Raw genomic sequence first — 24179 nt, forward strand, 5'->3', positions numbered from 1 at the left:
TTGAACGTTTCGGTGAATGACCTCTTTTATTCGACGAAATACTTAAACATAATGTTGAACCTGTTGTGAAACCATCATTTTATGATGTGTAAGATTTTTCTCTCGATATACGGTACTTTAAGAATTGAAGGTAAACATCGCATAAACCGGAAAATGATCGCTGTAACCACCCATATACCGATCAGATACAAAAGTTCTGTAGGGCGTACCTTTATACTTTCCCTTTTTCTCTTTTAAAGACTTATGATCAAAAATTGCCGCACTATCGAAACTATGCGTATTCTTTTGATTGTTAAAAAATGAATTGGACACTAAAATCTGATCAAACATATTCCATTTACTACCATAAACAGAAGATCCCTTACTATTAGGTATATGTATTTTCTCGAAAGGATTGAACAAAGATGCTTCCTCTTTTAAAATCTGCATACTCTTAGAAGAAGGGTCATCATTAAAATCGCCCATCACAATAATATTGGGATCCAATTCGGTTTCCTTTATTATTTTAATTTTCTCAACTATTTCGTTGGCAGCGATTACACGCTTGTATTCTGTTTCTACACCACCATCTCTTCTAGATGGCCAATGGTTTACAAACACATGTACCAACTCTTTATTTAACTCTCCCTTTACATATAGTATATCTCTCGTAGTATCTCTAACTCCCCCGGCATTATCGACCAGTAATAACAATGGTTCTGAATGTAAAACTTTAAAAAAACGCTTTCGATAAATAAGACCTGTATCTATACCCCGTTCATCTGGTGAATCGTAATGTATAAATCCATAATCCAAATCGTCCATAGCATCGGTATCTAACAATGCTTTAAAAACACTATTATTTTCGGCTTCGGCAACACCTATTAGTGCAGGTGGGTAAGGGTGATCTTCTTCGCCGATCTTAGCTATCGTCTTCGAGAGTTTCTCTAATTTACGCTGGTATCGCTCTACAGTCCACTTTTTTGCACCATTAGGTGTATAATCTTTGTCTAAAATTTTAGTATTGCGCTCTGGATCAAATAGATTCTCTAAATTGTAGAATGCAATCGTATAACGCTGTTTTTTTGTCTTTTTCTTAAAAAATGGAAATCGCATGTATTATTTTAAGGAGAAACTAACTCTAGAGAAGCAAAGAGACATTCGAGGAAAATTAATTTAATATTCATCGGAAAGGCTCAGAGCACAAAATCTCGATTATCGAGTCAATAAAAATACGAAATAGCTTATCGGTAAATGCTTAATTTTACACTTTACGGAATTTTATGATAGAAAAGAAGAGTATAGATTATGAAAAAGCGGTTCTTATTGGTATCATCAATAAAGACCAAAATGAAGAAAAGGTAAAGGAATATCTAGATGAACTAGAGTTTCTTACCTATACTGCTGGTGGTGAAGTTTTCAAACGCTTTACCCAACGTATGGATATTCCAAATCCGAAAACCTTAATAGGTACAGGGAAAATGGAAGAAATCGAAAAATACGTTGATGAGCATGAAATTGGCTCGGTAATTTTCGATGATGAACTTACACCTGGACAACAACGTAATATTGAAAAACAATTACGTTGTAAAATTATTGATCGTACCAGTTTAATATTGGACATTTTTGCGCAGCGTGCACAAACAAGTTATGCTAGAACACAGGTTGAACTTGCACAGTATGAATATTTGCTGCCAAGACTAACCGGATTATGGACACACCTTGAGCGCCAAAAAGGGGGTATTGGTATGCGCGGACCTGGGGAAACCGAAATTGAAACAGATAGACGTATTGTACGTGATCGTATTACCTTACTTAAAAAGAAGCTTAAAAAAATTGATCGCCAAATGGAGACCCAAAGAGGTAACCGTGGTGCTTTGGTGCGTGTTGCTTTGGTAGGATATACCAACGTTGGTAAGTCTACATTAATGAATGTGATCAGTAAGAGTGAGGTATTCGCCGAGAATAAACTATTTGCCACATTAGACACTACAGTAAGAAAGGTTGTTATAGGAAATCTCCCTTTTCTATTAAGTGATACAGTAGGATTTATCAGAAAACTACCTACACAGCTTGTAGAAAGCTTTAAAAGTACGTTAGACGAGGTGCGTGAGGCAGATTTATTGCTACATATAGTAGATATCTCTCACCCGCAGTTTGAAGAGCATATAGAATCGGTAAATCAGATATTATCTGAAATCAAAAGTTCAGATAAGAAAATGATTATGGTATTCAATAAAATTGATCAGTACGAGCACGAAACCATTGATGATGACGATTTAATAACCGAGCGTACGGGAAGACATTTTACCATTAATGATTGGAAACAAACTTGGATGGAAAAAGTGGGCGACCGTGCCATTTTTATATCAGCATTGAACAAAGAAAATCTAGATGAATTTAGAAAACGTGTGTATGACGAGGTAAGAGATATTCATGTTACACGTTTTCCGTATAATAATTTTCTATATCCAGAACATTTAGACGAGTATTAAATGTCAATTATAAACGAAATGATGTAGTTCATCGATGAAATTAAACCGATGGTAAATCTCACCACATTATGAGATCAGTTCACAACATAAATTGTTTGCAACAAGACCATATGAGTTAATTTTACAGTGTACTTAAGATAAGTCTTGACCCCAAATCGATATTTAACTTATGAAAACTAAAAAGTAAAACCCCAAATTTTACGATAATTACTTAACCGAAAAAAGCCCTCTATATAGAGGGCTTTTTTATTATATACTATTTTCTAAAATACTATCTAAGACTACAAAGAGTAGTTAAGACCTACTAAGAAATACGTTTGTAACTTGTTGTCAACAGTATCAAAAGTTTCAGTAGGTGTATCAGTTAATGCGAAATTTAAAGCTTCTTGCTTGTTATCACGTAAACCGAATTCAAAACCTAAACCAATACCGTTCCATAACGTGTAACCAAAAGAGTTGATCCAAGTTAAGTTAGAAAGGTCACCGCTTTTATAGCTTTGAAACATAGAAAGGTTAGACTTAAAGTTAACCGCACCAATTTGTCTCGTGTAATCAGCAACGATTTTAGCACCTAAAGAAGATTCAAAAACTGCATCGTTATCACTAAATACGAAGTTGTAGTTTAATGGGTGAATTACAACAACTAAATCAGTAATAGGAGTCCAAGTAGCACCAACACCTACATCAAGGTATCCTGGATCGTTAAAGTTGTTCAATATTGTGGTTCTATATTCTGCTAAACCAGAAATAGCCCACTTTTCGTTCAATTTTCTACCGTAAAGAGATGAGATGTTAAATACATCAGTACCTTGTTTGAAACTGTCATCATCAGTATCATCGTTCTTATCATCGAACTTTACCCATCCTAAATTGATATTACCAGAGTTTCTCCAGAAGAATTTCTCTTCGTTCAAATTAGCAAAAGCATTTACAGTTACACCAATGTTACCAGAAGATAAATCTGGAGTACCTTGACCGTACCAGTTGTTAAAGCTACTAAGGTTTGCACCAATAGTACCGAATGCACCTTTTTTCCATCCTGGTAATGCGTCTATAGCACCTTGAATAGCGTCGGCTCTTCCTTGAATAGCTGCGATAGAATCTTTCGCTGCACCTAATTGACCTTTTAGTTCTTCTTCTGTCTGAGAAAAACCAACAGTTGCAACAAATGCAAGAGCTAGAGTTAATACAATTTTCTTCATAATAATTAATGTTTATAATTTATAGTGGCGCAAAGGTAATAATACTTGAGAACTTCTTTAAGCACGATTATGTTATTTTCTTTTATATAATGGCACAGAAGAGCAAGCTTCGCCATACATAATAGACTTTGCAACCGGTTTTAAACGCTCTGCAAGAAACAGATATGCGTTAGCAGGTACAGGTTTTTTACTGCATCCTTTTATAATAATTAACTTATCTTGATACTCAGAAACATCAAGATTCTCAATTATAGATTGATAAATACTAGTTTCTAAATCTACTAAAGTACCTTGAATTGCCTTTTTGGCTATACCACTAAGTTTAACGCTTAATAATAAATATGCCCAACCGGGTACTATAGCATCGGTAGAACATTGCATAGCAACATAAGCACCCTCATATTGAGACCAATCATGTGCTTCAGCAAAAGCCCTGAATTCTTTTTCCTTCAGTATAAAACCTTCAAAAAGCCAGTCTTTAATATCCAGCACTACTCTTTTACCCTGCGGATAGTATTCTTCTAGGTTAAAAGTAATCAGTTTGCTTTGGGCAACTTTATTTACAATTTCATCTTGCATAAAGGCATCTTTTAAATTGAGAAAACAATCTATTTAAAGAAGTCCTAATTCTAATTTTGCTTCTTCGCTCATTAAATCTTGTGTCCAAGGTGGATCAAAAGTAATTTCAACCTCAGCATCTTTAATAGCATTTAATGATTTCACCTTCTCCTCTACTTCTGCAGGTAAACTTTCTGCAACCGGACAGTTTGGAGATGTAAGCGTCATTAAAATTTTTACCTCATTATCTTCATTTACTAAAACATCATATATCAATCCTAATTCATAGATATCTACAGGAATTTCTGGATCATATATAGTTTTTAAAATCTTAACGATTTTCTCTCCTAATTCTGCGCTGTCTTCAGCTATATTTTCATCACTCATAATCTTCTAGTCTTCAATTTGTGTTTGATACGCTACTGCGTATAACTTTAGTTGTTTGATCATACTTACCAAACCGTTTGCCCTTGTAGGCGACAAATGCTCTTTTAACCCAATTTCATCAATAAACTGCGTATCGGCATCTAAAATATCTTGTGGTTTTTGGTTGCTAAATGCACGTATTAGAATGGCAATTATACCCTTGGTAATTATAGCATCGCTATCTGCTGTGAATACCAATTTATTATCTTCTAATTCGGCATGTACCCAAACCTTACTTTGACAACCTTTAATAATGTTATCGTCAGTCTTAAACTCTTCGTTAATTAATGGAAGTGACTTACCAAGATCGATCATGTACTCATAGCGCTGCATCCAATCATCGAACATAGAAAATTCATCTATAATCTCTTCCTGTATCTCTTTAATTTCCATTGCTTTATTTTATGCAAAAATACGATAACAATTGAAGGATTTCAAACCTTAACATTACCTGTTAAACTTTGTATTACAACAACATACTTTTTGCTTTCAAAACACCCGCAACAAGTACATCTACTTCTTCTTTGGTATTATAGAAAGCAAAACTAGCACGTACGGTACCTGGTATTTTATAGAAATCCATAATCGGTTGTGCACAATGGTGCCCTGTACGAACGGCAATACCCAACTTATCTAAAATACTACCAATATCATATGGGTGAATGCCTTCGATATTGAATGAAATAACAGAAGTCTTGTTTTTAGCCGTACCGTAAATTTTGAGTCCGTCTATCTTCAGTAACTCTTGCGTAGCATATTCTAATAACTCATGCTCGTATTTGGCAATTTCATCAAAGCCAATGGCATTCATATAATCTAATGCAGCACCAAAAGCGATACCACCACAAATATTAGGGGTGCCAGCTTCAAATTTATGTGGTAGATCGGCATAAGTAGTTTTTTCGAAAGTAACCTCTGCAATCATTTCACCACCACCTTGGTAAGGCGGTAATTTATTTAGCCACTCTTCTTTACCGTACAACATACCTTCACCTGTTGGTCCACAAATTTTATGTGCAGAACAGGTATAAAAATCAACATCTAAAGCTTGTACATCTGCAACTAAATGCGGCGCAGCCTGTGCACCATCAATTAATACGGCAGCCCCAACTTTATGAGCTTTTTCTATAATTTCTTCTATCGGATTAATAGTCCCTAAAGCATTTGAAATATGATTACAAAAAACCAATTTCGTTTTATCATTTAAAAGTTCTTCATAAACATCCATTCGTAATTCCCCTTCTAGATTCATAGGAATTACTTTTAAAACAGCACCAGTACGCTCACATAACATTTGCCACGGCACAATATTAGAATGATGCTCCATCGCAGAAACGATAACCTCATCTCCTTTTTTGATTAAAGAAGCGAATCCGTTTGCAACAAGGTTGATACTATGGGTAGTACCTGAAGTAAAAATTATCTCATAAGATTTAGCAGCATTAAAATGCTTCTGAATCTTTATTCTAGCTTGTTCGTATTTATCGGTAGCTTCTTGTGAAAGTGTATGCACCCCACGGTGAATGTTAGCATTGTAGTTCTGATAATAATCTACTATTGCATCTATTACCTGCTGCGGAGTTTGCGATGTAGCGGCATTGTCTAAATAGACCAATGGCTTACCATTTACCTCGCGCTTAAGAATTGGAAAATCTTCCCTTATTTTTTTAATATCTAACATAGTCAATCTTCTTATATACAAAGATACCCGATAATGAAAACATATCGGGTATAGTACATTATCCTTTTGTGATAATCTGTGTTTACAGAGAATTAGAAACGAAATCCGACACCGGCTTTTATTAGACTGCCGTTATCATCATAATCATAGCGAAAAGTCTCGCCATTAATAACAGTATCTCCTTTTTTATTTATATTGATGTAATCATATTGAATTTGAAGGAAGAATCTCTTAGAAATATCATATGACAAACCTAAATTCAAGTTTAACCCTCCATCGGTAGAATTATCGTCAACTTCAGTATTACTACCGCTGTTATAATAATAATCATCTTTAACTATAGTATAACCCAACGCAATTTGAGGCTTAAGTTTCGCCAATCCTGGAATTGCCAACTCAGCAAACACTTTCGGCTGAATTAAAAGTTTTTTCACCTTATAATCATTTACCACATCAACATCCTCTTGACTACCATAAGTCCATTCATCATGGTTTTTTAAAAATGCAGCATTAAGACCGGCGCCAATATTTACTGCACCTAACTGAACAAATCGATATTTAATACCAAAATCTACTACACCATTCAATTCACCAAATCTTAGATTATCTGAAATATTTAAAGGGTAATTAGCCTCAACACTCCATTTCTGGTCTTGAGCATGTAAAACAATAGCGGTAAATACTAAAAATGAGGTAAGTAAAAGTCGTTTCATAAATTTCAAGTTAATTATTTATATGACGAAAATAACTAATTGACAATGTAAGAAAATACAACGGTTCGTTAAGAATAACCTAACGAACCGTTAATTTTAATTGAATAAAATAATGAATATCTTACAAATCGAACCCAAGGTTTACCCCTAGCTTCTCCGCAATCAATTTATTTATTCTTGTCTTAAGCTCAGGAATACGAACAGTAGATAATACATTATTAGCAAATGCATACATCAATAATGCTCTTGCTTCTTTCTTTGGTATACCTCTAGACTGTAAATAGAATAAAGCATCTTCATCTAACTGACCAATAGTACAACCGTGAGAACATTTTACATCATCTGCAAAAATCTCTAATTGTGGTTTTGAGTTAATGCTTGCTTTATCACTAATAAGAATATTATTATTCTTTTGGAAAGCATTTGTCTTTTGAGCAATTTTATCAACGATAATTTTACCATTAAAAACACCTGTAGAGCTATCGCCATAAATTCCCTTATAATCTTGATGACTTTCGCAATTTGGCTGCATATGATGCACTAATGTGTAATGATCCACATGCTGTTTTTCTCCTAGAATAGTAACACCATTCATGGTAGAGTCTATATATTCACCGTTCTGATAGAAGTTAAGGTTGTTACGAGTCAATTTACCACCAAAAGAAAAGGTATGAACATTAACAACACTTTTGTCTTTTTGATCAACATACGTGTTATCGATTAATGAAGCTGTAGCCGCATCATTCTGAATTTTATAAAAATCAACGATAGCACTTTTTGCAGCGAATATTTCGGTTACTGCATTAGTAAGTGTGTCGTTCGATGTTAAACTCTGGTGACGCTCAATAATTTGAACCTCAGCATTTTCTTCTACTACAATTAAATTTCTTGGTTGTAATAAAAGAGAAGCCTCATTACCGGTAGAGAAATGTAATATCTCAATTGGTTTTTTAGGCATTTTATTCTTCGGTATGTAGATATAAGCCCCTTCTCTACTAAACGCAGTGTTTAAAGTAGTTAAAGATTCATCTTTAGATGCGATTTTATTAAAATACACATCAATTACCTGCTTGTACATAGGCTTTGTAAGCGCTGCACTCATTAAACAGATATCAACACCATCATGCGTAGTTTCAGAAAGGTAAGAGCTATAAATACCATCAACAAAAACAATTTTGTAGGTATCAATTTCGTGAATAAAATAGCGTTTTACATCTTTATATTCCAACGCATTCTGTTCCTTAGGAAATATGCTGAAATCTATTTTTTGTAAACTATTTAATGAAGTGTATTTCCAAGCCTCTTCCTTTTTAGAAGGAAATCCTTTTTCCTCAAAGTTTTTTATCGCCGCCATACGAACATCGTGTACTGGATGTTCAACATCCACGTTGTTCTCAAACGCCATAAAAGAGGAAATCAATTTATCTTTTAAATCCATATTTTTTCAGTTGCCAGTTTACAGTAGCAGTTGGCAGTTCGCAATCTCTGATTACTACCAATGAATACTGTATACTTAATTACACCGCCGTTTCTTGCTTTAACCAGTCGTATCCTTTTTCTTCAAGCTCTAGAGCAAGTTCTTTACCACCAGATTTTACTATTTTACCATTGTGTAAAACGTGAACAAAATCAGGCACGATATACTCCAATAAACGTTGGTAGTGTGTAATTAATATTACAGCGTTATCCTTACTTTTTAGTTTGTTAACTCCGCTAGCAACAATACGTAAAGCATCGATATCCAATCCAGAATCGGTTTCATCTAATATACCAACCTTTGGCTCTAACATTGCCATTTGAAAAATCTCGTTTCTCTTTTTCTCACCACCAGAAAAACCTTCGTTCAATGATCTAGATAAGAACTTACGGTCAATTTCTAATAACTCAGATTTTTCACGAATCAGCTTCAACATATCCTTTGCAGGCATATCTTCAAGACCTTTAGCCTTACGAGATTCGTTGATTGCAGTTTTCATAAAGTTGGTTACAGAAACACCTGGAATCTCAACTGGATATTGAAAAGAAAGAAAAACACCTTTGTGTGCTCTCTCTTCTGGAGAAACTTCTTCTAAATCTTCACCACTTAATTCAATTGAACCTTGAGTAACCTCAAAACGCTCGTTTCCGGCAATTACAGAAGCTAATGTACTTTTACCAGAACCGTTAGGGCCCATTATAGCATGTACTTCACCTGCTTTAACCTCTAGGTTTATTCCTCTTAATATCTCCTTATCGTCTACGCTAGCATGTAGATCTTTAATTTTCAACATAATGTGTTACTTTAAATATTGTGGCGCCAATGGCGTTTTACTAAAATCTTAATTACTTTTTATCCTACAGAACCTTCTAAACTAATTTCCAATAATTTCTGTGCCTCAACAGCAAATTCCATTGGTAGTTTATTTAATACTTCTTTACTAAAACCATTTACAATTAATGCAATTGCTTTTTCAGTATCTATACCTCTTTGGTTACAGTAGAAAATTTGGTCTTCACCAATTTTACTTGTAGTAGCCTCATGCTCTATCATTGCTGTTTTGTTCTTTGCTTCGATATACGGGAAGGTATGTGCACCACATTCGTTACCCATTAACAAAGAATCGCATTGAGAGAAGTTACGAGCTCCTTCGGCACGGCTATTCACCTGTACCAATCCGCGGTAACTGTTTTGAGATTTACCTGCAGAAATACCTTTAGAAATAATAGTACTCTTGGTGTTTTTACCAAGATGAATCATTTTTGTACCTGTATCTGCTTGTTGGTAATTGTTCGTTACGGCAATAGAATAAAATTCACCGATAGAATTATCTCCTTTTAAAATACAAGAAGGATATTTCCATGTTACTGCAGAACCTGTTTCAACTTGTGTCCAAGATACTTTCGCATTTTTCTCGCAAATAGCTCTTTTCGTAACGAAGTTAAAAACACCACCTTTACCCTCACTATTACCAGGGAACCAGTTTTGAACAGTAGAATATTTTATCTCAGCACCATCTAGGGCAATTAGCTCTACTACGGCAGCGTGTAATTGATTTTCATCTCTTGATGGAGCTGTACAACCTTCTAGGTAACTTACATAACTATCTTCATCAGCAATTAGCAACGTACGCTCAAATTGACCTGTACCTGCTTGATTGATTCTAAAATACGTAGAAAGCTCCATTGGGCATCTTACCCCTTTCGGAATATAACAGAACGAACCATCGGTAAATACAGCTGAATTTAAAGCTGCATAAAAATTATCTTTTTGTGGCACTACAGAACCAATGTATTTTTTTACTAACTCTGGGTGCTCTTTTATCGCCTCTGAAATAGGCATAAAAATAATTCCCTTTTCCGCCAGTGTCTTTTTGAAAGTTGTTGCTACAGAAACAGAATCGACAACAATATCGACAGCTACATTTTGTAACTTCTTTTGCTCATCAACAGAAATACCAAGCTTACGATACATTTCTAACAAGTCTGGATCTACATCGTCTAACGTTTTGTTAGGGTCAGCAGATTTTGGCGCAGAATAATAACTGATTTTCTGAAAATCTGGTTTATCATAATGCACATTCGCCCATGTAGGTTCTTCCATACTTTCCCAAATACGAAAAGCTTCTAAACGCCACTGAGTCATCCATTCTGGTTCTTCCTTTTTCTTTGAAATCGCAATAACAATTTCTTCGTTTAAACCAATAGGAAATGTATCAGACTCAATATCTGTGTAGAAACCGTACTCATACTCTTTGGTTTCCAATTCTTTCTTTAATTCTTCTTCTGTATATGCCATATATTCATAGTTAATAAGCTAAAAGTAAATGAGTTAAAAATTAACTACATCTCTTTTTAACGTATTTAATATAGTTCGCTAGCTGTTTCGAAATTACAACAACTTGCTCTCTATACTCTATTAATTCTCTTTTATCAAAATATCCAATTTCTTCCATTACATTAAAAAGATTCCTAACTTCTCCCGAAGAACCTTTTGAAAAATAAAGAAATCTAATCAGCTCTTTATCTGTTTCTCGCTCAAAACCTTCAGATATATTATTAGAAATTGAAATAGTTGCTCTTCTTAATTGATCAACCATTGCAAAATCACTTTTCAAAGATTGTTTTTCAAGCAACTTATAGATTTTACCCGTAAAAGTTATTGATAATTTGTACACTTCTAAATCTTCAAAAGAACTATACATATTAACTTTTACTTTTTTACTTTTTACTGTTTAACTTAATTTCACAATGAAAAACTCTCGCCACAACCACACGTTCTTTGAGCGTTAGGATTGTTAAAAACAAAACCTTTTCCGTTTAATCCACCAGAGTATTCCAACACCGTTCCTACTAAATATAAAAAGCTTTTTTTGTCTACAATAATTCGCACGTTGTTGTCTTCGAATACTTTATCAGCGTCGTCTTTCTTATCATCGAAGTTTAACTCATATGATAATCCACTGCATCCGCCACTCTTTACTCCAACACGTACATAATCCGTCGTAGCATCAAAACCCTCTTCTGTCATTAGGTTGATTACTTTCTGTTTAGCCGTTTCTGATACTTGAATCATAATTAACTAGATTTAATCTAAATAGTTTACAAATATAAGTCATAAGTCCGTTTTTTCCATAGAACCTAACATTATTATAACGTATATATTAATAGAGAAATACTATACTTAAAAAGAACATGATAGTTATAATTGAAGAAGAACAGCTACTTGATTTTATTGAGCATTCCACATCGAACAAAACTAAATTCATTCTTTTACAACGTTACTGCACTTGCGCCTGTCTATACATAACAATTAAATATCACAAAATTTGATAATTCTTAATGTAAGTGTCATTATTCCATCACCGAAAAAAGCTAAGAAAGTGTTAAAAGCCACACCCAACCAACTCCTTAATCCACTAATTATCAATAACTAAACCTAAAAAACATGGTGAATTAAATTTCAAGCTAGCTCTAAATAGGGTTCAATCTAGCAGAATTGAGTTACCTTCAATACCAAATCAAACAACAACAACTTATTATGTCACACAACAAATCAAACGACAAAAACAACACCCGCCGAAAATTTATGAAGAATACCGGTATGGCGGCAGCCGGTTTTATGATTGTACCTAGACACGTTTTAGGCGGAACAGGGTTTGTCGCACCAAGCGACAAATTAAATATTGCCGGTATTGGCGTTGGTGGTAAAGGTCAAAGCGATATCGCTTCTTTTGCTGAGAGTCCGAATGTAAATATCGTATCACTTGCCGATGTAGATAACAGGCAAGCAATTAGATCTAGAGAAGCTTTCCCGAAGGCAAGTTATTTCAATGACTTTAGAGAAATGTTAGATAAAGAAGGCAAAAATATTGATGCCGTTTCTGTATCTACACCAGATCACAACCATGCCGTTGCAGCTTACCAGGCAATGTCTATGGGTAAACATGTTTACGTTCAAAAACCATTGACGCATGATATTTGGGAAGCAAGAATGTTGACCGAAGCAGCCAAAAAATTCAAAGTAGTTACACAAATGGGTAACCAAGGTGGTTCTGGTGACGGAGTTCGTACTATGAAAGAAATTTATGATACAGGCATTATTGGTGAAGTACATACCGTAAAATGCTGGACAAATAGAGCTATTTGGCCACAAGCATTACAAACACCTACCAAAAAAGACAAAATTCCGAAAGGCTTAAACTGGGATCTTTGGTTAGGCACTGCACAAATGCGAGATTACAATAATGCCTACCTGCCTTTTGACTGGAGGGGATGGTCAGATTTCGGAACAGGTGCACTTGGTGATATGGCATGTCATATTATGGACCCTGTTTATAGAATATTACCAATTCTATATCCTGATACCGTAGAATGCAGTGTTTCTGACTCGTTCAGCGGCAATTTTCAGTATAAAGACTACCCAAAGAGTTTCCCGAACTCCAGTAAAATACACTTAAGCTACCCAAGAACCGATGGCAAAGGAAAAATAAAAGTTACTTGGATGGATGGCGGATTATTACCTGAAAGACCAGAAGAACTAGGCGATGACGAAGCTTTAGGAAACTGGGATGGTGGCGTATTATTCATTGGTACAAAAGGAAAATTAATGGCAGATTGCTACGGTGCTAATCCGAGGTTATTACCATTAACACTTAACGAACAATTTGAAGTAGAACAAACTATAGCACGAGTACCAGAAGGCCATTATTTACAATGGGTAAATGCTTGTATGGCAGGCTACGGAAATGCAGAAACGAGTTCTTCTTTTGATTATGCTGGTCCGTTTACGGAGAGCATCCTTATCGGAAACTTAGCATTAAAATCATATTTTGAAGTAGACCCAACAGTTGAAAACCAAAGTTTTTGGGGTGGCGGAAAACAATACCACGGAAGAAAACGTTTACAGTGGGATGCAGCAAATATGAAGGTCACCAACTTCGAACCTGCAAACAAATATGTAAAACGTACTTACAGAGATGGATATTCGGTAGGATAAGACCAACATACAGTTACAATTTCAATAGTAAATCCGAAGCTTTTCAGCTTCGGATTTTTTTATACCATTCATCTTGTTTTACTTCTTATTTTTGCAACATGCTAGAAGATAAAGAACAAGAAAGAACATCGTTAGAGAAATTAGGTGAATTCGGACTCATAGAACACCTGACTAAAGATTTTAAAATCAAACAAGAATCTACCGTAAAAGGTATTGGTGATGATGCTGCAGTTTTAGATTTTGAAAACAAAAAAACAGTTATAAGCACAGATCTTTTAATAGAAGGGGTACATTTCAACCTTGCCTATATGCCATTAAAGCATTTAGGTTACAAATCTATAATGGTCAATCTTTCTGATATCTATGCCATGAACGCAACAGCAACTCAGGTAACTGTTTCATTGGCTGTTTCAAACAGATTTCCATTAGAAGCACTTGAAGAATTTTACGCTGGTGTGGCAACAGCATGCAAAGCATATAATGTCGATTTAGTTGGTGGTGACACCACCTCATCAAAAACAGGGTTAATGATTAGCGTTACCGCAATTGGTATCGCAAATGAAGAAGATATTGCTTACCGCTCAGGTGCTCAACCAAACGACCTACTAGTTATTAGTGGAGACTTAGGTGCTGCATACATGGGGCTACAAGTATTAGAGCGTGAAAACGAAGTTTTTAAAGTAAACCCAAATAGTCAGCCAGATCTAGAGCCGTATTCTTATATCGTTGAAAGACAATTAAAGCCTGAGGCTCGTAAAGACATTCCTGAACTATTGAAAAAATTAGATGTTCACCCAACATCAATGATCGATATTAGTGACGGACTTTCATCAGAGATACTACATTTAAGTAAAAGTAGCGGATTGGGTATTGACTTGTACGAAGACAAAATTCCTTTAGACCCAACGGTAATTTCAGCTTGCGAAGAGTTTAAAATGGATAGCATCCTTGTTGCACTTAGTGGCGGCGAGGACTATGAATTATTGTTCACGATAGACCAAAAAGAATTCACGAAAATTAAGGGTAATCCAAACTTGACCGTCATAGGGCATACCACAGGAAAACACGAAGGGGCATTCTTAATTTCTAGGAATAATACGAAGATTCCTTTAACCGCACAGGGTTGGAATTCATTTAGCTAAAAAAGGATTGATTATGATATAAATTCGTAGTTTGGGGCATGGAGAGTTATAGTGTATAAATGGAAACTGTTCTGAATGTTGGTTTTGGTATTGGAATCTTGATGTTTTTTTTACTATTGTTTAAAAAAGCAAAACAACAAGGAGATTACTTCTTTCTTGGTTGGATCGGCATTATGCTTTGCCAAGTCGCTTTTTACCAAATTACCATCTATCAATTTGAAATTACAGGGTTTTGGGCTATTTCTTTTTTTAGCCTTCCTTTATTGGGTGCGCCAGTCCTTTACCTTTATATTTTACATCTTACAGGACACAAAGTATCAGCTCGAACTATACTCTTCCATTCGAGCATATATGGTATTTATGTTATTATCCTATACGCTGCACAACAATATTGGGATACGTTAATAATAGCAAAAGACGGCTATCTACTTATTCAAAAAAGTGATACATTTTGGTCCCGATTGTATGCAGTTCCTTTAGCAATTTCTGGGCTTTTGTATTGTGTTTGGGATTTACTAATTCTAAAAGAACATAGAACCTCAATTACCACTCTATTTTCATTTCAGGAAAAAATAGATTTAAAATGGTTAACCTACGTTGTCAATTCATTTTTGATACTTTTCGTAATAACTTCAATTTGGATTTTTGGAGCTACTCAGTTTCAATTATTCCCATTAAAAAATGCATTTGCATTGGTCGGAATTTCATTAAGCTTAATGCTAATTGCTTTTGGATTTTACGGATTCAAACAAACTGCTGTGTTTTCCAGCATTGATTTTTCTCAAAACAATTCGCCAATACATAACTCTCCTGAAAAGCTAAAATCCCCTTATTCAAAATCAGGATTGACAGATGATAAAATTGAAGTTTTAGCGCAACAATTAGCAATTTTTATGATTCAGGAAAAACCATTTATGAACGAGAATCTCAATTTATCGCTACTTGCAGATAATTTAAATATTTCTCCATCTCACTTATCACAAGTCATAAACCAATATTATAAAATTAACTTTTATGATTACATTAATCAATATCGTGTTGAAATGGCTAAGACTATGATTAAGTCCAATGACTATGACCATCTTTCAATTTTAGGAATTGCATTTGAATGCGGTTTTAAATCAAAATCTTCTTTCAATCGATATTTTAAAAAAAATACAGGTAAAACTCCCTCCCATTTTAACTCTTAACCTCTTTTTTACAGGTGCCAACCGATAGGGTAGGTCGTGAAGATTATTATCTAAAGGTAATATTGCTTAAAACTTTAAAGTTATGAGCGACTATACTTTTACACACCAATTAAATATTTTGATACATGTTATTTCAGGTTGTTTAGCAATGGTAATGGGCATCATTGCTATGATAGCATCAAAAGGAAATAAAACACATAAGAAAAGTGGCATCTTATTTCTTGTGCTGATAGCTATTGTAATAATAACAGGGCTTATTGGGGTTTTTATTTTTAAAGTAAATACATTTCTTTTAGTACTTACATTACTGAGTGGATATCAAGCGTTTTCTGGATATAGAGTTTTAGGAAATAAAAAAAGCTTACCGAAACTATTAGATATTATTGTAGCAATAACAGCTTTGGTGTCCGGACTATATTTCATGCACTATATTGAAACGATTGGCTTAATATGGGCATCTGGGATTATTTATAGTACAGTAGCAGCATTATTTTTAATAATCGCTTATGATTTCGTTAGATATTTTCTACCTAAAAACAAATATAAAAATCGATGGCTTTATGAACACATCTATAAGATGATTGCTTCATTTACAGCTCTACTAGCAGCTTTTATTGGTACAGTTTTACCAGAACACAAACCTTATAGTCAATTTTTACCATCTATATTTGGAACGCTATTGGCAATAGGATTTATTCTCTTTTTTTGGAGAAAGAATAAAATCAAAAAAATATAGCCCAAAAAGAATTCCCGAAAATTAAGGGTAATCCAAACTTGACCGTCATAGGGCATACCACAGGAAAAGACGAAGGGGCATTCTTAATTTCTAGGAGCAATACGAAGATTCCATTAACCGCACAGGGTTGGAATTCATTTAGCTAAAAAAGGATAAACTATGCTACTTGTTGTGTTGCAGTAGTCGCAGTATGTCTTCTTTGATAAATATGTTCTAAAGTTCTATTGATATCTTGTAATTCAGGTGTTAAAACAGAAAGGTTACCACTTACATCGGTAGTTACTTCTTTTTGACAGTGAATACATTTGTACTCTTTTATATGAGACGTCACTTTTTTAGAAATTGAATAGTGATGGCCGAAGATGCTGCAGAATATTTTTTTCATGCTGTAGGATTTTATGCAAAAATTCGATTTGGGTAATCGAGAAAATGCGATTATATATTAGATTGAATTTCAAGGAAATTAACTTATGTTTTGTTTCCTTTGGTTAAAGTACAGCATATTAAAGGCCTGTACCAGTAATTGTTGTGAGTTTTACCTAACCTGTTGTCAATGCCCTTTTTTTTGGTGTTTCAGAAAATGAAAAACCTTGCCTTACCTGTTATTTAATAATCTTTCACTTAATTTGCATTCATGTTTAAAAAGAAGGAAACCCTCGTTACAGCCTTTGCTTTGTTCTCTCTTTTTTTTGGAGCCGGCAATCTAATTTTACCTCCATTATTAGGCTTTAATTCTGGCGACCAATGGCTCATAGTTACCATAGGTTTCGGACTATCTGCAGTAGCGATTCCGGTACTTGGTATTTTGGCACATGCAAAACTTCAAGGAACACTCATAGATTTTGGGAATAAAGTATCGCCAACCTTCAGTTTAATCTATGCCTTTTTCATTTATGCCATTGCTATTGCACTGCCTAGCCCAAGAACGGCTTCGGTAACACACGAAATGGCCATTCAGCCCTATTGGGATATCTCATCTTGGGTTACAAGTAGCGTTTACTTCGCTTTGGTTTTATTATTTGCCTTAAACCGTTCTAAAATTTTGAACATACTAGGTAAAATATTAACGCCTGCCATAATTCTAATTCTCCTTTTAGTGATTGGGATTACCGTTTTCTCTTTTCCTTTCGAATTCGGAAGCACTGCTATTGCTAGTCCGTTTACAAACGGAATACTAGAAGGCTATCAAACATTCGATGCTATTGGTGCTGTCGTGGTTGGCGGAGTAATTATCATATCTATCAATTTAAAATATACCCATGCCTCATACGAGGATAAAAAACTACTGATACGCAATGCCGCTTGGTTTGCTGGTTTATCGCTGTTTTTAATTTATATGGGACTGATACTTTCTGGATCTTTAGTACATTCTGTATTCGATGCCGATACCACGAGAACAGAAATATTATCTGGTTTAGCCATACAGAGTTTAGGTAATATTGGTAACTTATTTCTAAGTATTCTTGTTGGTTTGGCTTGTTTTACAACTGCTGTAGGGATTGTTACGGGGACAGCAGATTTTGTGGCGTCTAGATTTAATGACTCCAAATCTATTTATACGATAACAGCAATTTTAGGTAGTGTACTAGGTGTTTTAGTGGGGCAATTTAATGTCGCCTATATTATTGCTGTAGCCATACCTTCATTAATGTTTATTTATCCGATAACCATTATTCTAATTCTATTGAATGTATTGCCAGACAAATATGCATCTGTTTTTGTTTTTAGAGCGGTTACGATTACCACCATCATATTTAGTATTCCAGATTTCTTAGGTAGTATAAGCGCATTATCGCCCGCAGCAGACACCTTCTCTTGGATTCCTCTGCAACAATATAGTTTGGGCTGGGTATTGCCAGCTTTAGTTGTGTTTATGGCAATCAATGTAATAGGTAGAAGAAAGTCTCAATAAATTTTGATATACCTATTACCTATTTTTTCTCTTTTTCGAATAATAGTAAAAAGCATACGCGATTAAAATCATTACCACCAAAGGTAGATAGGTGCCGATAACGACACCTATCTCATAAGCACTACTAGGTGCTTCTTTAATTTTCTCTTCAATTTCGGAAGCCTCTTGAAGGAATATAAATAAACTCATATTTAAAACTCTATTTCTAAACTAATGGGACAATGATCACTGCCCATTACCTGATCATGAATTTCGGCAGATGTCACCTTATCCCAAATAGATTCACTTACCAAAAAGTAATCTAAACGCCAACCAACATTTCTACCACGTGCACCACCTCGTGCACTCCAAAAGGTATATTTATCGAACGTAGTAGGGTGTAACTTTCTAAAGCTATCTACCAAATTTACTTCTTTCAGCATGTGTTCAAATCCGTCAATTTCGACTTGTGTAAATCCCGATGTTTTGTTATAATTACTTTTCGGGTTTGCCAAATCATTCTCGGTATGTGCTACGTTAAAATCGCCTGTAATTATTAAAGGTTTTGATTTTGATAGCTCCCTTAGGTAGTTGGTGAAATCTTTATCCCATCCGGCACGGTAATCTAAACGTTTTAATCCGCTACCACTATTAGGTATGTACACGTTGATCAAGTGAAAATGTTCAAATTCAGAATGTGTAATCCTTCCTTCTAAATCATGTTCTTCAATACCCATGTCCTTATCGAACTTCACAGGTGCTTGTTTAGATAAAATTCCGGTACCAGAATAGCCTTTTCGTTCTGCACTATTGCTAAAAAGCTCGTAATCGGTAATATCTTTCAATGCTTCTGCTACCTGATCATCTTGCGCCTTGGTTTCTTGAACACAAAATACATCGGCATCAAAATCTTTTACGATGTCTTCGAATCCTTTTTTTACAGAAGCTCTTATGCCATTAACGTTCCACGATACTAATTTCATTCTATGCTCTTATTTGTTCATTAATTCTTCAATCTCATCTGCTTTGATCGGAATATTAGCCATCAAGTTAAAAGGTGCTCCCTTTTCTTGAATGACTACATCGTCTTCTAAACGAATACCCATATTCTCAGCGGGAATGTAAATACCTGGTTCTACAGTAAATACCATATTTGCTTTCATAGGTGTTTTCAATGCTCCGTAATCATGTGTATTCAAACCAATATGGTGACTAGTACCATGCATGAAGTATTTTTTATACGCAGGCCATTCAGGATTTTCATTTTGTACATCGGCTTTATCCAATAAACCTAACCCTAAAAGTTCAGAAGTCATTAATTTACCACATTCCTTATGATATTCTGCCCAAAGCGTACCAGGTACCAACATTTTAGTAGCATCGTCTTTAACACGTAACACAGCATTATACACCTCTTTTTGGCGTTTGGTAAATTTTCCGCTTACAGGTATCGTTCTGGTCAAATCACTAGAGTAATTAGCATACTCCGCTGCAACATCCATCAGAATTAAATCGCCATCATTACAAGGCTTATTATTCTCTAAATAGTGCAATACATTCGCATTATTGCCAGAAGCAATAATGGGTTGGTAAGCAAAACCTTTAGATCTATTTCGCACGAATTCATGTAATAGTTCTGCTTCAATCTCATATTCCATCACACCCGGTTTCACAAAACCAAGCAGTCTGCGAAATCCTTTTTCGGTGATATTACATGCGGTTTGCATAATATCAATTTCCTCAGGTTCCTTAATTCCTCTAATCTCTTGAAGAATAGGATTACTCTTTGCAACCTTATGTGCTGGATATTGATGTTTATATTTTTCAATAAATCGGTCTTCACGAGTTTGCGTTTCTACCGCTTGTCTATAATGCTCGTTAGTATTGAAATAAATAGTTTCAGCCTCGGTCATTAAATCAAAGAATATTTTCTCGAAATCTTGTAACCAACAAACTGTTTCAATACCAGAAACTTCCGTAGCTTTCTCTTTCGTTAATTTTTCACCTTCCCAAATAGCAATATGCTCATTTGTTTCGCGAACGAACAGCACCTCGCGATGCTTTTTATTAATCGCATCAGGAAAAAGCACTAAAATAGTTTCTTCTTGATCAGCCCCAGAAAGGTAAAAAATATCTCTATGTTGCTCAAAAGGCAACACACTATCTGCGCCTATTGGGTAAATATCATTAGAGTTAAAAACGGCAATGCTTTTAGGCTGCATGCGGTCCATAAACTTCTTTCGGTTCTTTATAAATAGGGAGTTAGGTATTTGATCGTATTTCATGAATTCTTATTTTGATATAAAATTACGCATTATGTGTTGTTTCCTTAAAAAATAGGGCATAGAATTGTAAGATTTACAAGAACACCTACTCATATTCTTAACTACAAATTGGCTAACTTGTATACCTAAACCAAACACAAACAACTCATGAAAAAAATCGCTTACCTATTAATAGGCGCTTTGTGCCTACAGGCATGCTCAGAAACCAAAAAAGAAGAATCACAAGCTGAGTTATTTACACGTATTGATACCGAAATCAAAGCAAATTCTAAAGGCTATAGTTCATTAAAAGAAGCTACTGAAACCATTGGTCACCGACTTACGGGTTCTACCAACGGTGCTAAGGCAGAAGAGTATACCTATAATAAATTTAAAGAATACGGTTTTGAAGATGTAGCCTACCAAACTTTTGAGGTAGAGGCTTGGGCAAGAGGCGAGGTTTCTTTACAGATTAATGATGAAGATATTAAAGTAGTTACTTTAGGTCACGCACCTGTAGAAGCACACGTTACCGGCGAAATTGTAGATATGGGTAATGGTCTAGATGCAGATTATGCCGCAAACCCAGATGCCGTTAAAGGAAAAATTTCCTTAGTATACATTAATATTTTACCAGATAGCGAAGAAGGATTGAGCAACTTACACCGTAGCGAGAAAACAGCTTTAGCCATAAAATATGGTGCTATTGGTATCATCATCATCAACCAAGTTGACAATGGAGTTTTATTAACAGGTACTGCATCGGTTACGGGAGAATTGATTCCGATTCCTGCTGTGTGTATTGGGAAAGAAGATGGTATGGCGTTGAAGGAAACTTTAAAGACAAAAAAGGCTACTGCTAAAATTGACATGACCAATACAAGTGATGTTATAAAAGCAAGAAACGTTGTAGCAACATTACCAGGGTCAGAGATTCCGCAAGAAGAAATTGTTATTGGCGGACATTTAGATTCTTGGGATTTAGCTACCGGTGCTATTGATAATGGTATTGGATCATTTGCTGTTTTAGACATCGCAAGAGCATTCAAAGCAAATAACCTTCATCCAAAACGTACTGTAAAATTTGTAATGTTTATGGGCGAAGAGCAAGGGCTACTTGGATCAAAATTTTTAGTAGAACAGGCTATTGAAAACAATACTATTGAGAACATTAAATACATGATGAACTTAGATATGTCTGGGAACCCAATTGGGATGAATGCCGGCGGAGAATTGGATAACGAGCAATTCTTTGCAGATTTAGGAGCTGCTATTCAAAAACAGGATACTATTTATCAAAATAAGTTTTCAAACAAATCTGGTTTGCATAGTGATCACCAACCGTTTATGCTAGAAGGTGTGCCAATTTTATCTGTTCACAGTAATCTGGACCGTTCTATTTACGGATGCTACCATTCTGATTGTGATGATTTTAATTTGGTAAATGAAGACCATATGAAAAACACCGCTCGTTTTGGTACAATGATGCTTTATGCCGTTGCAAATGCAGATACATTACCCGCTACGAAAATGGATAGCGAAACCACTAAAGAATTTATGATCAAGAATGATTTAAAGGAAAAATTAATCATTGGTAATGAGTGGAAATGGGAAGAATAAGTTCACTTAAAAAAATTATAATGAAGCAGGGTATTGTTCCCGCACTACTCTGCTTCTCTTTTTTAACAGGATGCTCTCAGCATACTGGAGAAAAACCAGTGAACTATTTTGATATTGTTCGTCCAGAATTTACGGGTCAGCTGGCATACAAGACCACCGATTTTGTTGAAGATTATTGGCGTGTTGTGGGTAATACGGGTTTTAACAAAACAATATACATTCTTGCAGATAGTTTACAAGCTGCAGGTTATGTTTTAGAGGAAAAAGCAAAAGAAAGCGACCGACTAACTTATCGTATTGAAAAGCGAGAAATGACCCACCAAACATGGGAACCTATATCAGCATCTTTACAAATTGTAGGAGAAGAAAAGCCATTGCTACTTTCAGAAACGAATCGGAACATGACCTATTTAAATTCAGTTTCTACTCCAAAAGAAGGAGTAAAAGCTGAAGTTGTCTGGATAAATTCTATGGATGATTTAGAGAACATTTCATTAAAAAATAAAGTTGTTTTTGCTGAAATGGGTGTTAGGCGGTTGTACAAATTAGCTTTAGAAAAAGGTGCCATTGGTATTCTTACGTATGATAATCCGGATTATTTGCAACCAGAAAAAAACAAGACCTCTATTCAGTTTAGAAGTCTTCCTTCTCAAGATGATGGTAATTTCTGGGGCATTGCACTATCCTACGAAGCAAAAGAGAAATTAGTAGCGCAACTTAAGAAAGGAAAAACTGAAGTTCTAGTTAATATTCAGACCAAAAGATACCCATCCGAAGAACTCACTATTGTTGCAGATATAAAGGGAAGCGAATTGCCCAACGAACGTTTGGTGTACAGTGCCCATATTCAGGAACCTGGCGCAAATGACAATGCTACAGGTGTTGGCACGCAGTTAGAAATGGCTAAAACAGCCGCTAAATTGTTTGCCGAAAACAAAATAGAATTCAAAAGAACCATGACCTTTTTATGGGGCGATGAAATCATTTCTACCAACCGGTATATTCAGGAAAATCCAGAACGTGCAAAAGTCATTAAATGGGGCATTAGCCTAGATATGGTGGGTGAAAACACTGCAGTAACTGGCGGTACATTCTTAATTGAAAAAATGCCTGACCCAAGTGCTATTTGGACACGCGGAAAAGATAAACATAGCGAATGGGGAGGTGAGGTTTTGAAATTAGCAGATATGAAACCGCATTACCTGAACGACTTTATCATTTCTACTTTCAAAGAGCAAGGTGAATATGCCAATTGGATAATAGAAACCAATCCGTTTGAAGGCGGCAGCGATCACACTCCGTTTTTGCAAGCAGATATTCCCGGACTTTTACTTTGGCATTTTACGGATCAATTTTACCATACCGATAACGACCGTTTAGATAAGGTATCTCAAGAAACTATGAAAAATGTGGGCACTGCAGCTTTAGTGAGTGGGCTGCAACTGGTAAACGCGTCAGATACATTTGTACATGAACAGATTAAAATTTTAAAAGAACAGGCTTTTGTTCGACTAGAAGACGAGTCAAAATTAAGTCTATTAGCACTTAAAAACGGCAGTAAAATCGACGAGGAAAAGCAAATTATTTCTGCTTGGGAAGATTGGTATGTTAAATCTCTCAGTTCTATAAACGATATAAATACCAATAAAAATTCAGCCGTTAAAACTGCTATTTCAAATGCCCAAAATGAAATACAGCAAAAATCGAATGAATTAAAAAAAGCGCTTCAATAAAAATTTATTTAGCATCACAGTACAATTTGCCAAGGGTATAAGTAATCAGTAACTTACCATCAGTATGATCAAAC

24 protein-coding genes and 1 pseudogene are annotated in these 24179 nt (G+C 35.1%); 9 read left to right on the top strand and 16 right to left on the bottom strand.

Translation table 11 applies throughout. The features are described from left to right. Positions 1-117: 117 nt before the first annotated feature. Positions 118-1095: an endonuclease gene (locus ACJJVT_RS15775; RefSeq protein ID WP_405399984.1), complete on the bottom strand. Its 978-nt coding sequence runs from the start codon at positions 1093-1095 to the stop codon at positions 118-120. A gap of 167 nt (positions 1096-1262) precedes the next feature. Here ACJJVT_RS15775 and hflX point away from each other — a divergent pair, with 167 nt between their 5' ends. Beyond that, positions 1263-2474 (top strand): GTPase HflX, encoded by a 1212-nt coding sequence (gene hflX, locus ACJJVT_RS15780; protein ID WP_405399985.1) that lies wholly within the window; start codon positions 1263-1265, stop codon positions 2472-2474. Between the two features lie 281 nt (positions 2475-2755). On the opposite strand, the gene ACJJVT_RS15785 is transcribed toward hflX, so the two are convergent. The 11 genes from ACJJVT_RS15785 to ACJJVT_RS15835 form a co-directional block, all read right to left on the bottom strand. Continuing rightward, entirely contained in the window at positions 2756-3676 is a 921-nt protein-coding gene (locus tag ACJJVT_RS15785; protein WP_405399986.1) for a DUF3078 domain-containing protein, read from the bottom strand. Positions 3677-3748: 72 nt separating this feature from the next. Further along, positions 3749-4255, bottom strand: coding sequence for a DUF2480 family protein (locus ACJJVT_RS15790; protein WP_405399987.1), 507 nt, complete (start codon positions 4253-4255; stop codon positions 3749-3751). Between the two features lie 33 nt (positions 4256-4288). Beyond that, positions 4289-4621: an SUF system Fe-S cluster assembly protein gene (locus ACJJVT_RS15795; RefSeq protein ID WP_073241624.1), complete on the bottom strand. Its 333-nt coding sequence runs from the start codon at positions 4619-4621 to the stop codon at positions 4289-4291. Positions 4622-4627: 6 nt separating this feature from the next. Further along, positions 4628-5053 carry a SufE family protein gene (locus tag ACJJVT_RS15800; protein ID WP_299318741.1) on the bottom strand — a complete coding sequence of 142 codons (426 nt, stop codon included), beginning with the start codon at positions 5051-5053 and terminating at the stop codon, positions 4628-4630. Positions 5054-5126: 73 nt separating this feature from the next. After that, positions 5127-6341 carry an aminotransferase class V-fold PLP-dependent enzyme gene (locus tag ACJJVT_RS15805; protein ID WP_405399989.1) on the bottom strand — a complete coding sequence of 405 codons (1215 nt, stop codon included), beginning with the start codon at positions 6339-6341 and terminating at the stop codon, positions 5127-5129. A gap of 92 nt (positions 6342-6433) precedes the next feature. Beyond that, positions 6434-7054, bottom strand: a complete 621-nt coding sequence (locus ACJJVT_RS15810; RefSeq protein ID WP_405399990.1) for an outer membrane protein — start codon at positions 7052-7054, stop codon at positions 6434-6436. Positions 7055-7175: 121 nt separating this feature from the next. Then, on the bottom strand, positions 7176-8492 hold the full coding sequence (gene sufD, locus ACJJVT_RS15815) for a Fe-S cluster assembly protein SufD (protein WP_405399991.1): 1317 nt from the start codon (positions 8490-8492) through the stop codon (positions 7176-7178). A gap of 79 nt (positions 8493-8571) precedes the next feature. Continuing rightward, positions 8572-9324, bottom strand: coding sequence for a Fe-S cluster assembly ATPase SufC (gene sufC / locus ACJJVT_RS15820; protein WP_405399992.1), 753 nt, complete (start codon positions 9322-9324; stop codon positions 8572-8574). A gap of 59 nt (positions 9325-9383) precedes the next feature. Continuing rightward, on the bottom strand, positions 9384-10829 hold the full coding sequence (gene sufB / locus ACJJVT_RS15825; protein WP_405399993.1) for a Fe-S cluster assembly protein SufB: 1446 nt from the start codon (positions 10827-10829) through the stop codon (positions 9384-9386). Positions 10830-10869: 40 nt separating this feature from the next. Next, entirely contained in the window at positions 10870-11235 is a 366-nt protein-coding gene (locus tag ACJJVT_RS15830) for a four helix bundle protein (RefSeq protein ID WP_405399994.1), read from the bottom strand. A 41-nt stretch (positions 11236-11276) separates the two neighbouring features. Next, positions 11277-11606 carry an iron-sulfur cluster assembly accessory protein gene (locus ACJJVT_RS15835; protein WP_073241609.1) on the bottom strand — a complete coding sequence of 110 codons (330 nt, stop codon included), beginning with the start codon at positions 11604-11606 and terminating at the stop codon, positions 11277-11279. A gap of 513 nt (positions 11607-12119) precedes the next feature. Between ACJJVT_RS15835 and ACJJVT_RS15840 the strand changes: the two genes are divergently transcribed. From ACJJVT_RS15840 to ACJJVT_RS15860, 5 genes and pseudogenes are all read left to right on the top strand, one after another. Further along, positions 12120-13529 carry a Gfo/Idh/MocA family protein gene (locus ACJJVT_RS15840; protein WP_405399995.1) on the top strand — a complete coding sequence of 470 codons (1410 nt, stop codon included), beginning with the start codon at positions 12120-12122 and terminating at the stop codon, positions 13527-13529. A gap of 98 nt (positions 13530-13627) precedes the next feature. Further along, a complete protein-coding gene (gene thiL, locus ACJJVT_RS15845) occupies positions 13628-14671 on the top strand; it encodes a thiamine-phosphate kinase (protein WP_405399996.1) in 1044 nt (347 codons plus the stop codon). Between the two features lie 59 nt (positions 14672-14730). Further along, positions 14731-15861, top strand: coding sequence for a helix-turn-helix domain-containing protein (locus tag ACJJVT_RS15850; protein WP_405399998.1), 1131 nt, complete (start codon positions 14731-14733; stop codon positions 15859-15861). An 82-nt stretch (positions 15862-15943) separates the two neighbouring features. After that, positions 15944-16597 (top strand): hypothetical protein, encoded by a 654-nt coding sequence (locus tag ACJJVT_RS15855; protein ID WP_405399999.1) that lies wholly within the window; start codon positions 15944-15946, stop codon positions 16595-16597. An 11-nt stretch (positions 16598-16608) separates the two neighbouring features. Beyond that, a pseudogene (locus ACJJVT_RS15860) lies at positions 16609-16743 on the top strand (thiamine-phosphate kinase); the annotation flags it as partial. A gap of 11 nt (positions 16744-16754) precedes the next feature. Here the strand turns inward: ACJJVT_RS15860 and ACJJVT_RS15865 are convergent. Then, positions 16755-16982 carry a hypothetical protein gene (locus ACJJVT_RS15865; protein ID WP_405400000.1) on the bottom strand — a complete coding sequence of 76 codons (228 nt, stop codon included), beginning with the start codon at positions 16980-16982 and terminating at the stop codon, positions 16755-16757. 249 nt (positions 16983-17231) lie between these two features. On the opposite strand from ACJJVT_RS15865, the gene ACJJVT_RS15870 reads away from it, so the two are divergent. Next, positions 17232-18509, top strand: coding sequence for a branched-chain amino acid transport system II carrier protein (locus tag ACJJVT_RS15870; RefSeq protein WP_405400001.1), 1278 nt, complete (start codon positions 17232-17234; stop codon positions 18507-18509). A 15-nt stretch (positions 18510-18524) separates the two neighbouring features. Here the strand turns inward: ACJJVT_RS15870 and ACJJVT_RS15875 are convergent, their stop codons facing one another. Genes ACJJVT_RS15875 through ACJJVT_RS15885 form a run of 3 tightly spaced genes read right to left on the bottom strand, consistent with a single transcriptional unit; the run spans position 18525 to position 20773 of the window. Further along, positions 18525-18698 carry a hypothetical protein gene (locus ACJJVT_RS15875; RefSeq protein ID WP_405400002.1) on the bottom strand — a complete coding sequence of 58 codons (174 nt, stop codon included), beginning with the start codon at positions 18696-18698 and terminating at the stop codon, positions 18525-18527. 2 nt (positions 18699-18700) lie between these two features. Further along, complete coding sequence (locus tag ACJJVT_RS15880) at positions 18701-19471, bottom strand: exodeoxyribonuclease III (RefSeq protein WP_405400003.1); 771 nt, start codon at positions 19469-19471, stop codon at positions 18701-18703. 9 nt (positions 19472-19480) lie between these two features. Further along, the gene (locus tag ACJJVT_RS15885) at positions 19481-20773 is read right to left on the bottom strand and encodes an aminopeptidase P family protein (RefSeq protein WP_405400004.1); all 1293 of its coding nucleotides are present in this window, start codon (positions 20771-20773) and stop codon (positions 19481-19483) included. A 147-nt stretch (positions 20774-20920) separates the two neighbouring features. Here ACJJVT_RS15885 and ACJJVT_RS15890 point away from each other — a divergent pair, with 147 nt between their 5' ends. Next, complete coding sequence (locus ACJJVT_RS15890) at positions 20921-22372, top strand: M20/M25/M40 family metallo-hydrolase (RefSeq protein ID WP_405400005.1); 1452 nt, start codon at positions 20921-20923, stop codon at positions 22370-22372. A 20-nt stretch (positions 22373-22392) separates the two neighbouring features. Continuing rightward, positions 22393-24105: a M28 family peptidase gene (locus ACJJVT_RS15895; protein WP_405400007.1), complete on the top strand. Its 1713-nt coding sequence runs from the start codon at positions 22393-22395 to the stop codon at positions 24103-24105. Positions 24106-24179: the final 74 nt, after the last annotated feature.

The organism is Maribacter sp. Asnod2-G09 (assembly GCF_045063795.1).
Taxonomy (GTDB): Bacteria; Bacteroidota; Bacteroidia; order Flavobacteriales; family Flavobacteriaceae; genus Maribacter.

Bases quoted from the DNA above. Each gene is read 5' to 3' on its own strand.
- ACJJVT_RS15775 (WP_405399984.1), bottom strand. From the start codon at position 1,095: ATGCGATTTCCATTTTTTAAGAAAAAGACAAAAAAACAGCGTTATACG.
- hflX (WP_405399985.1), top strand. From the start codon at position 1,263: ATGATAGAAAAGAAGAGTATAGATTATGAAAAAGCGGTTCTTATTGGT.
- ACJJVT_RS15785 (WP_405399986.1), bottom strand. From the start codon at position 3,676: ATGAAGAAAATTGTATTAACTCTAGCTCTTGCATTTGTTGCAACTGTT.
- ACJJVT_RS15790 (WP_405399987.1), bottom strand. From the start codon at position 4,255: ATGCAAGATGAAATTGTAAATAAAGTTGCCCAAAGCAAACTGATTACT.
- ACJJVT_RS15795 (WP_073241624.1), bottom strand. From the start codon at position 4,621: ATGAGTGATGAAAATATAGCTGAAGACAGCGCAGAATTAGGAGAGAAA.
- ACJJVT_RS15800 (WP_299318741.1), bottom strand. From the start codon at position 5,053: ATGGAAATTAAAGAGATACAGGAAGAGATTATAGATGAATTTTCTATG.
- ACJJVT_RS15805 (WP_405399989.1), bottom strand. From the start codon at position 6,341: ATGTTAGATATTAAAAAAATAAGGGAAGATTTTCCAATTCTTAAGCGC.
- ACJJVT_RS15810 (WP_405399990.1), bottom strand. From the start codon at position 7,054: ATGAAACGACTTTTACTTACCTCATTTTTAGTATTTACCGCTATTGTT.
- sufD (WP_405399991.1), bottom strand. From the start codon at position 8,492: ATGGATTTAAAAGATAAATTGATTTCCTCTTTTATGGCGTTTGAGAAC.
- sufC (WP_405399992.1), bottom strand. From the start codon at position 9,324: ATGTTGAAAATTAAAGATCTACATGCTAGCGTAGACGATAAGGAGATA.
- sufB (WP_405399993.1), bottom strand. From the start codon at position 10,829: ATGGCATATACAGAAGAAGAATTAAAGAAAGAATTGGAAACCAAAGAG.
- ACJJVT_RS15830 (WP_405399994.1), bottom strand. From the start codon at position 11,235: ATGTATAGTTCTTTTGAAGATTTAGAAGTGTACAAATTATCAATAACT.
- ACJJVT_RS15835 (WP_073241609.1), bottom strand. From the start codon at position 11,606: ATGATTCAAGTATCAGAAACGGCTAAACAGAAAGTAATCAACCTAATG.
- ACJJVT_RS15840 (WP_405399995.1), top strand. From the start codon at position 12,120: ATGAAGAATACCGGTATGGCGGCAGCCGGTTTTATGATTGTACCTAGA.
- thiL (WP_405399996.1), top strand. From the start codon at position 13,628: ATGCTAGAAGATAAAGAACAAGAAAGAACATCGTTAGAGAAATTAGGT.
- ACJJVT_RS15850 (WP_405399998.1), top strand. From the start codon at position 14,731: ATGGAAACTGTTCTGAATGTTGGTTTTGGTATTGGAATCTTGATGTTT.
- ACJJVT_RS15855 (WP_405399999.1), top strand. From the start codon at position 15,944: ATGAGCGACTATACTTTTACACACCAATTAAATATTTTGATACATGTT.
- ACJJVT_RS15865 (WP_405400000.1), bottom strand. From the start codon at position 16,982: ATGAAAAAAATATTCTGCAGCATCTTCGGCCATCACTATTCAATTTCT.
- ACJJVT_RS15870 (WP_405400001.1), top strand. From the start codon at position 17,232: ATGTTTAAAAAGAAGGAAACCCTCGTTACAGCCTTTGCTTTGTTCTCT.
- ACJJVT_RS15875 (WP_405400002.1), bottom strand. From the start codon at position 18,698: ATGAGTTTATTTATATTCCTTCAAGAGGCTTCCGAAATTGAAGAGAAA.
- ACJJVT_RS15880 (WP_405400003.1), bottom strand. From the start codon at position 19,471: ATGAAATTAGTATCGTGGAACGTTAATGGCATAAGAGCTTCTGTAAAA.
- ACJJVT_RS15885 (WP_405400004.1), bottom strand. From the start codon at position 20,773: ATGAAATACGATCAAATACCTAACTCCCTATTTATAAAGAACCGAAAG.
- ACJJVT_RS15890 (WP_405400005.1), top strand. From the start codon at position 20,921: ATGAAAAAAATCGCTTACCTATTAATAGGCGCTTTGTGCCTACAGGCA.
- ACJJVT_RS15895 (WP_405400007.1), top strand. From the start codon at position 22,393: ATGAAGCAGGGTATTGTTCCCGCACTACTCTGCTTCTCTTTTTTAACA.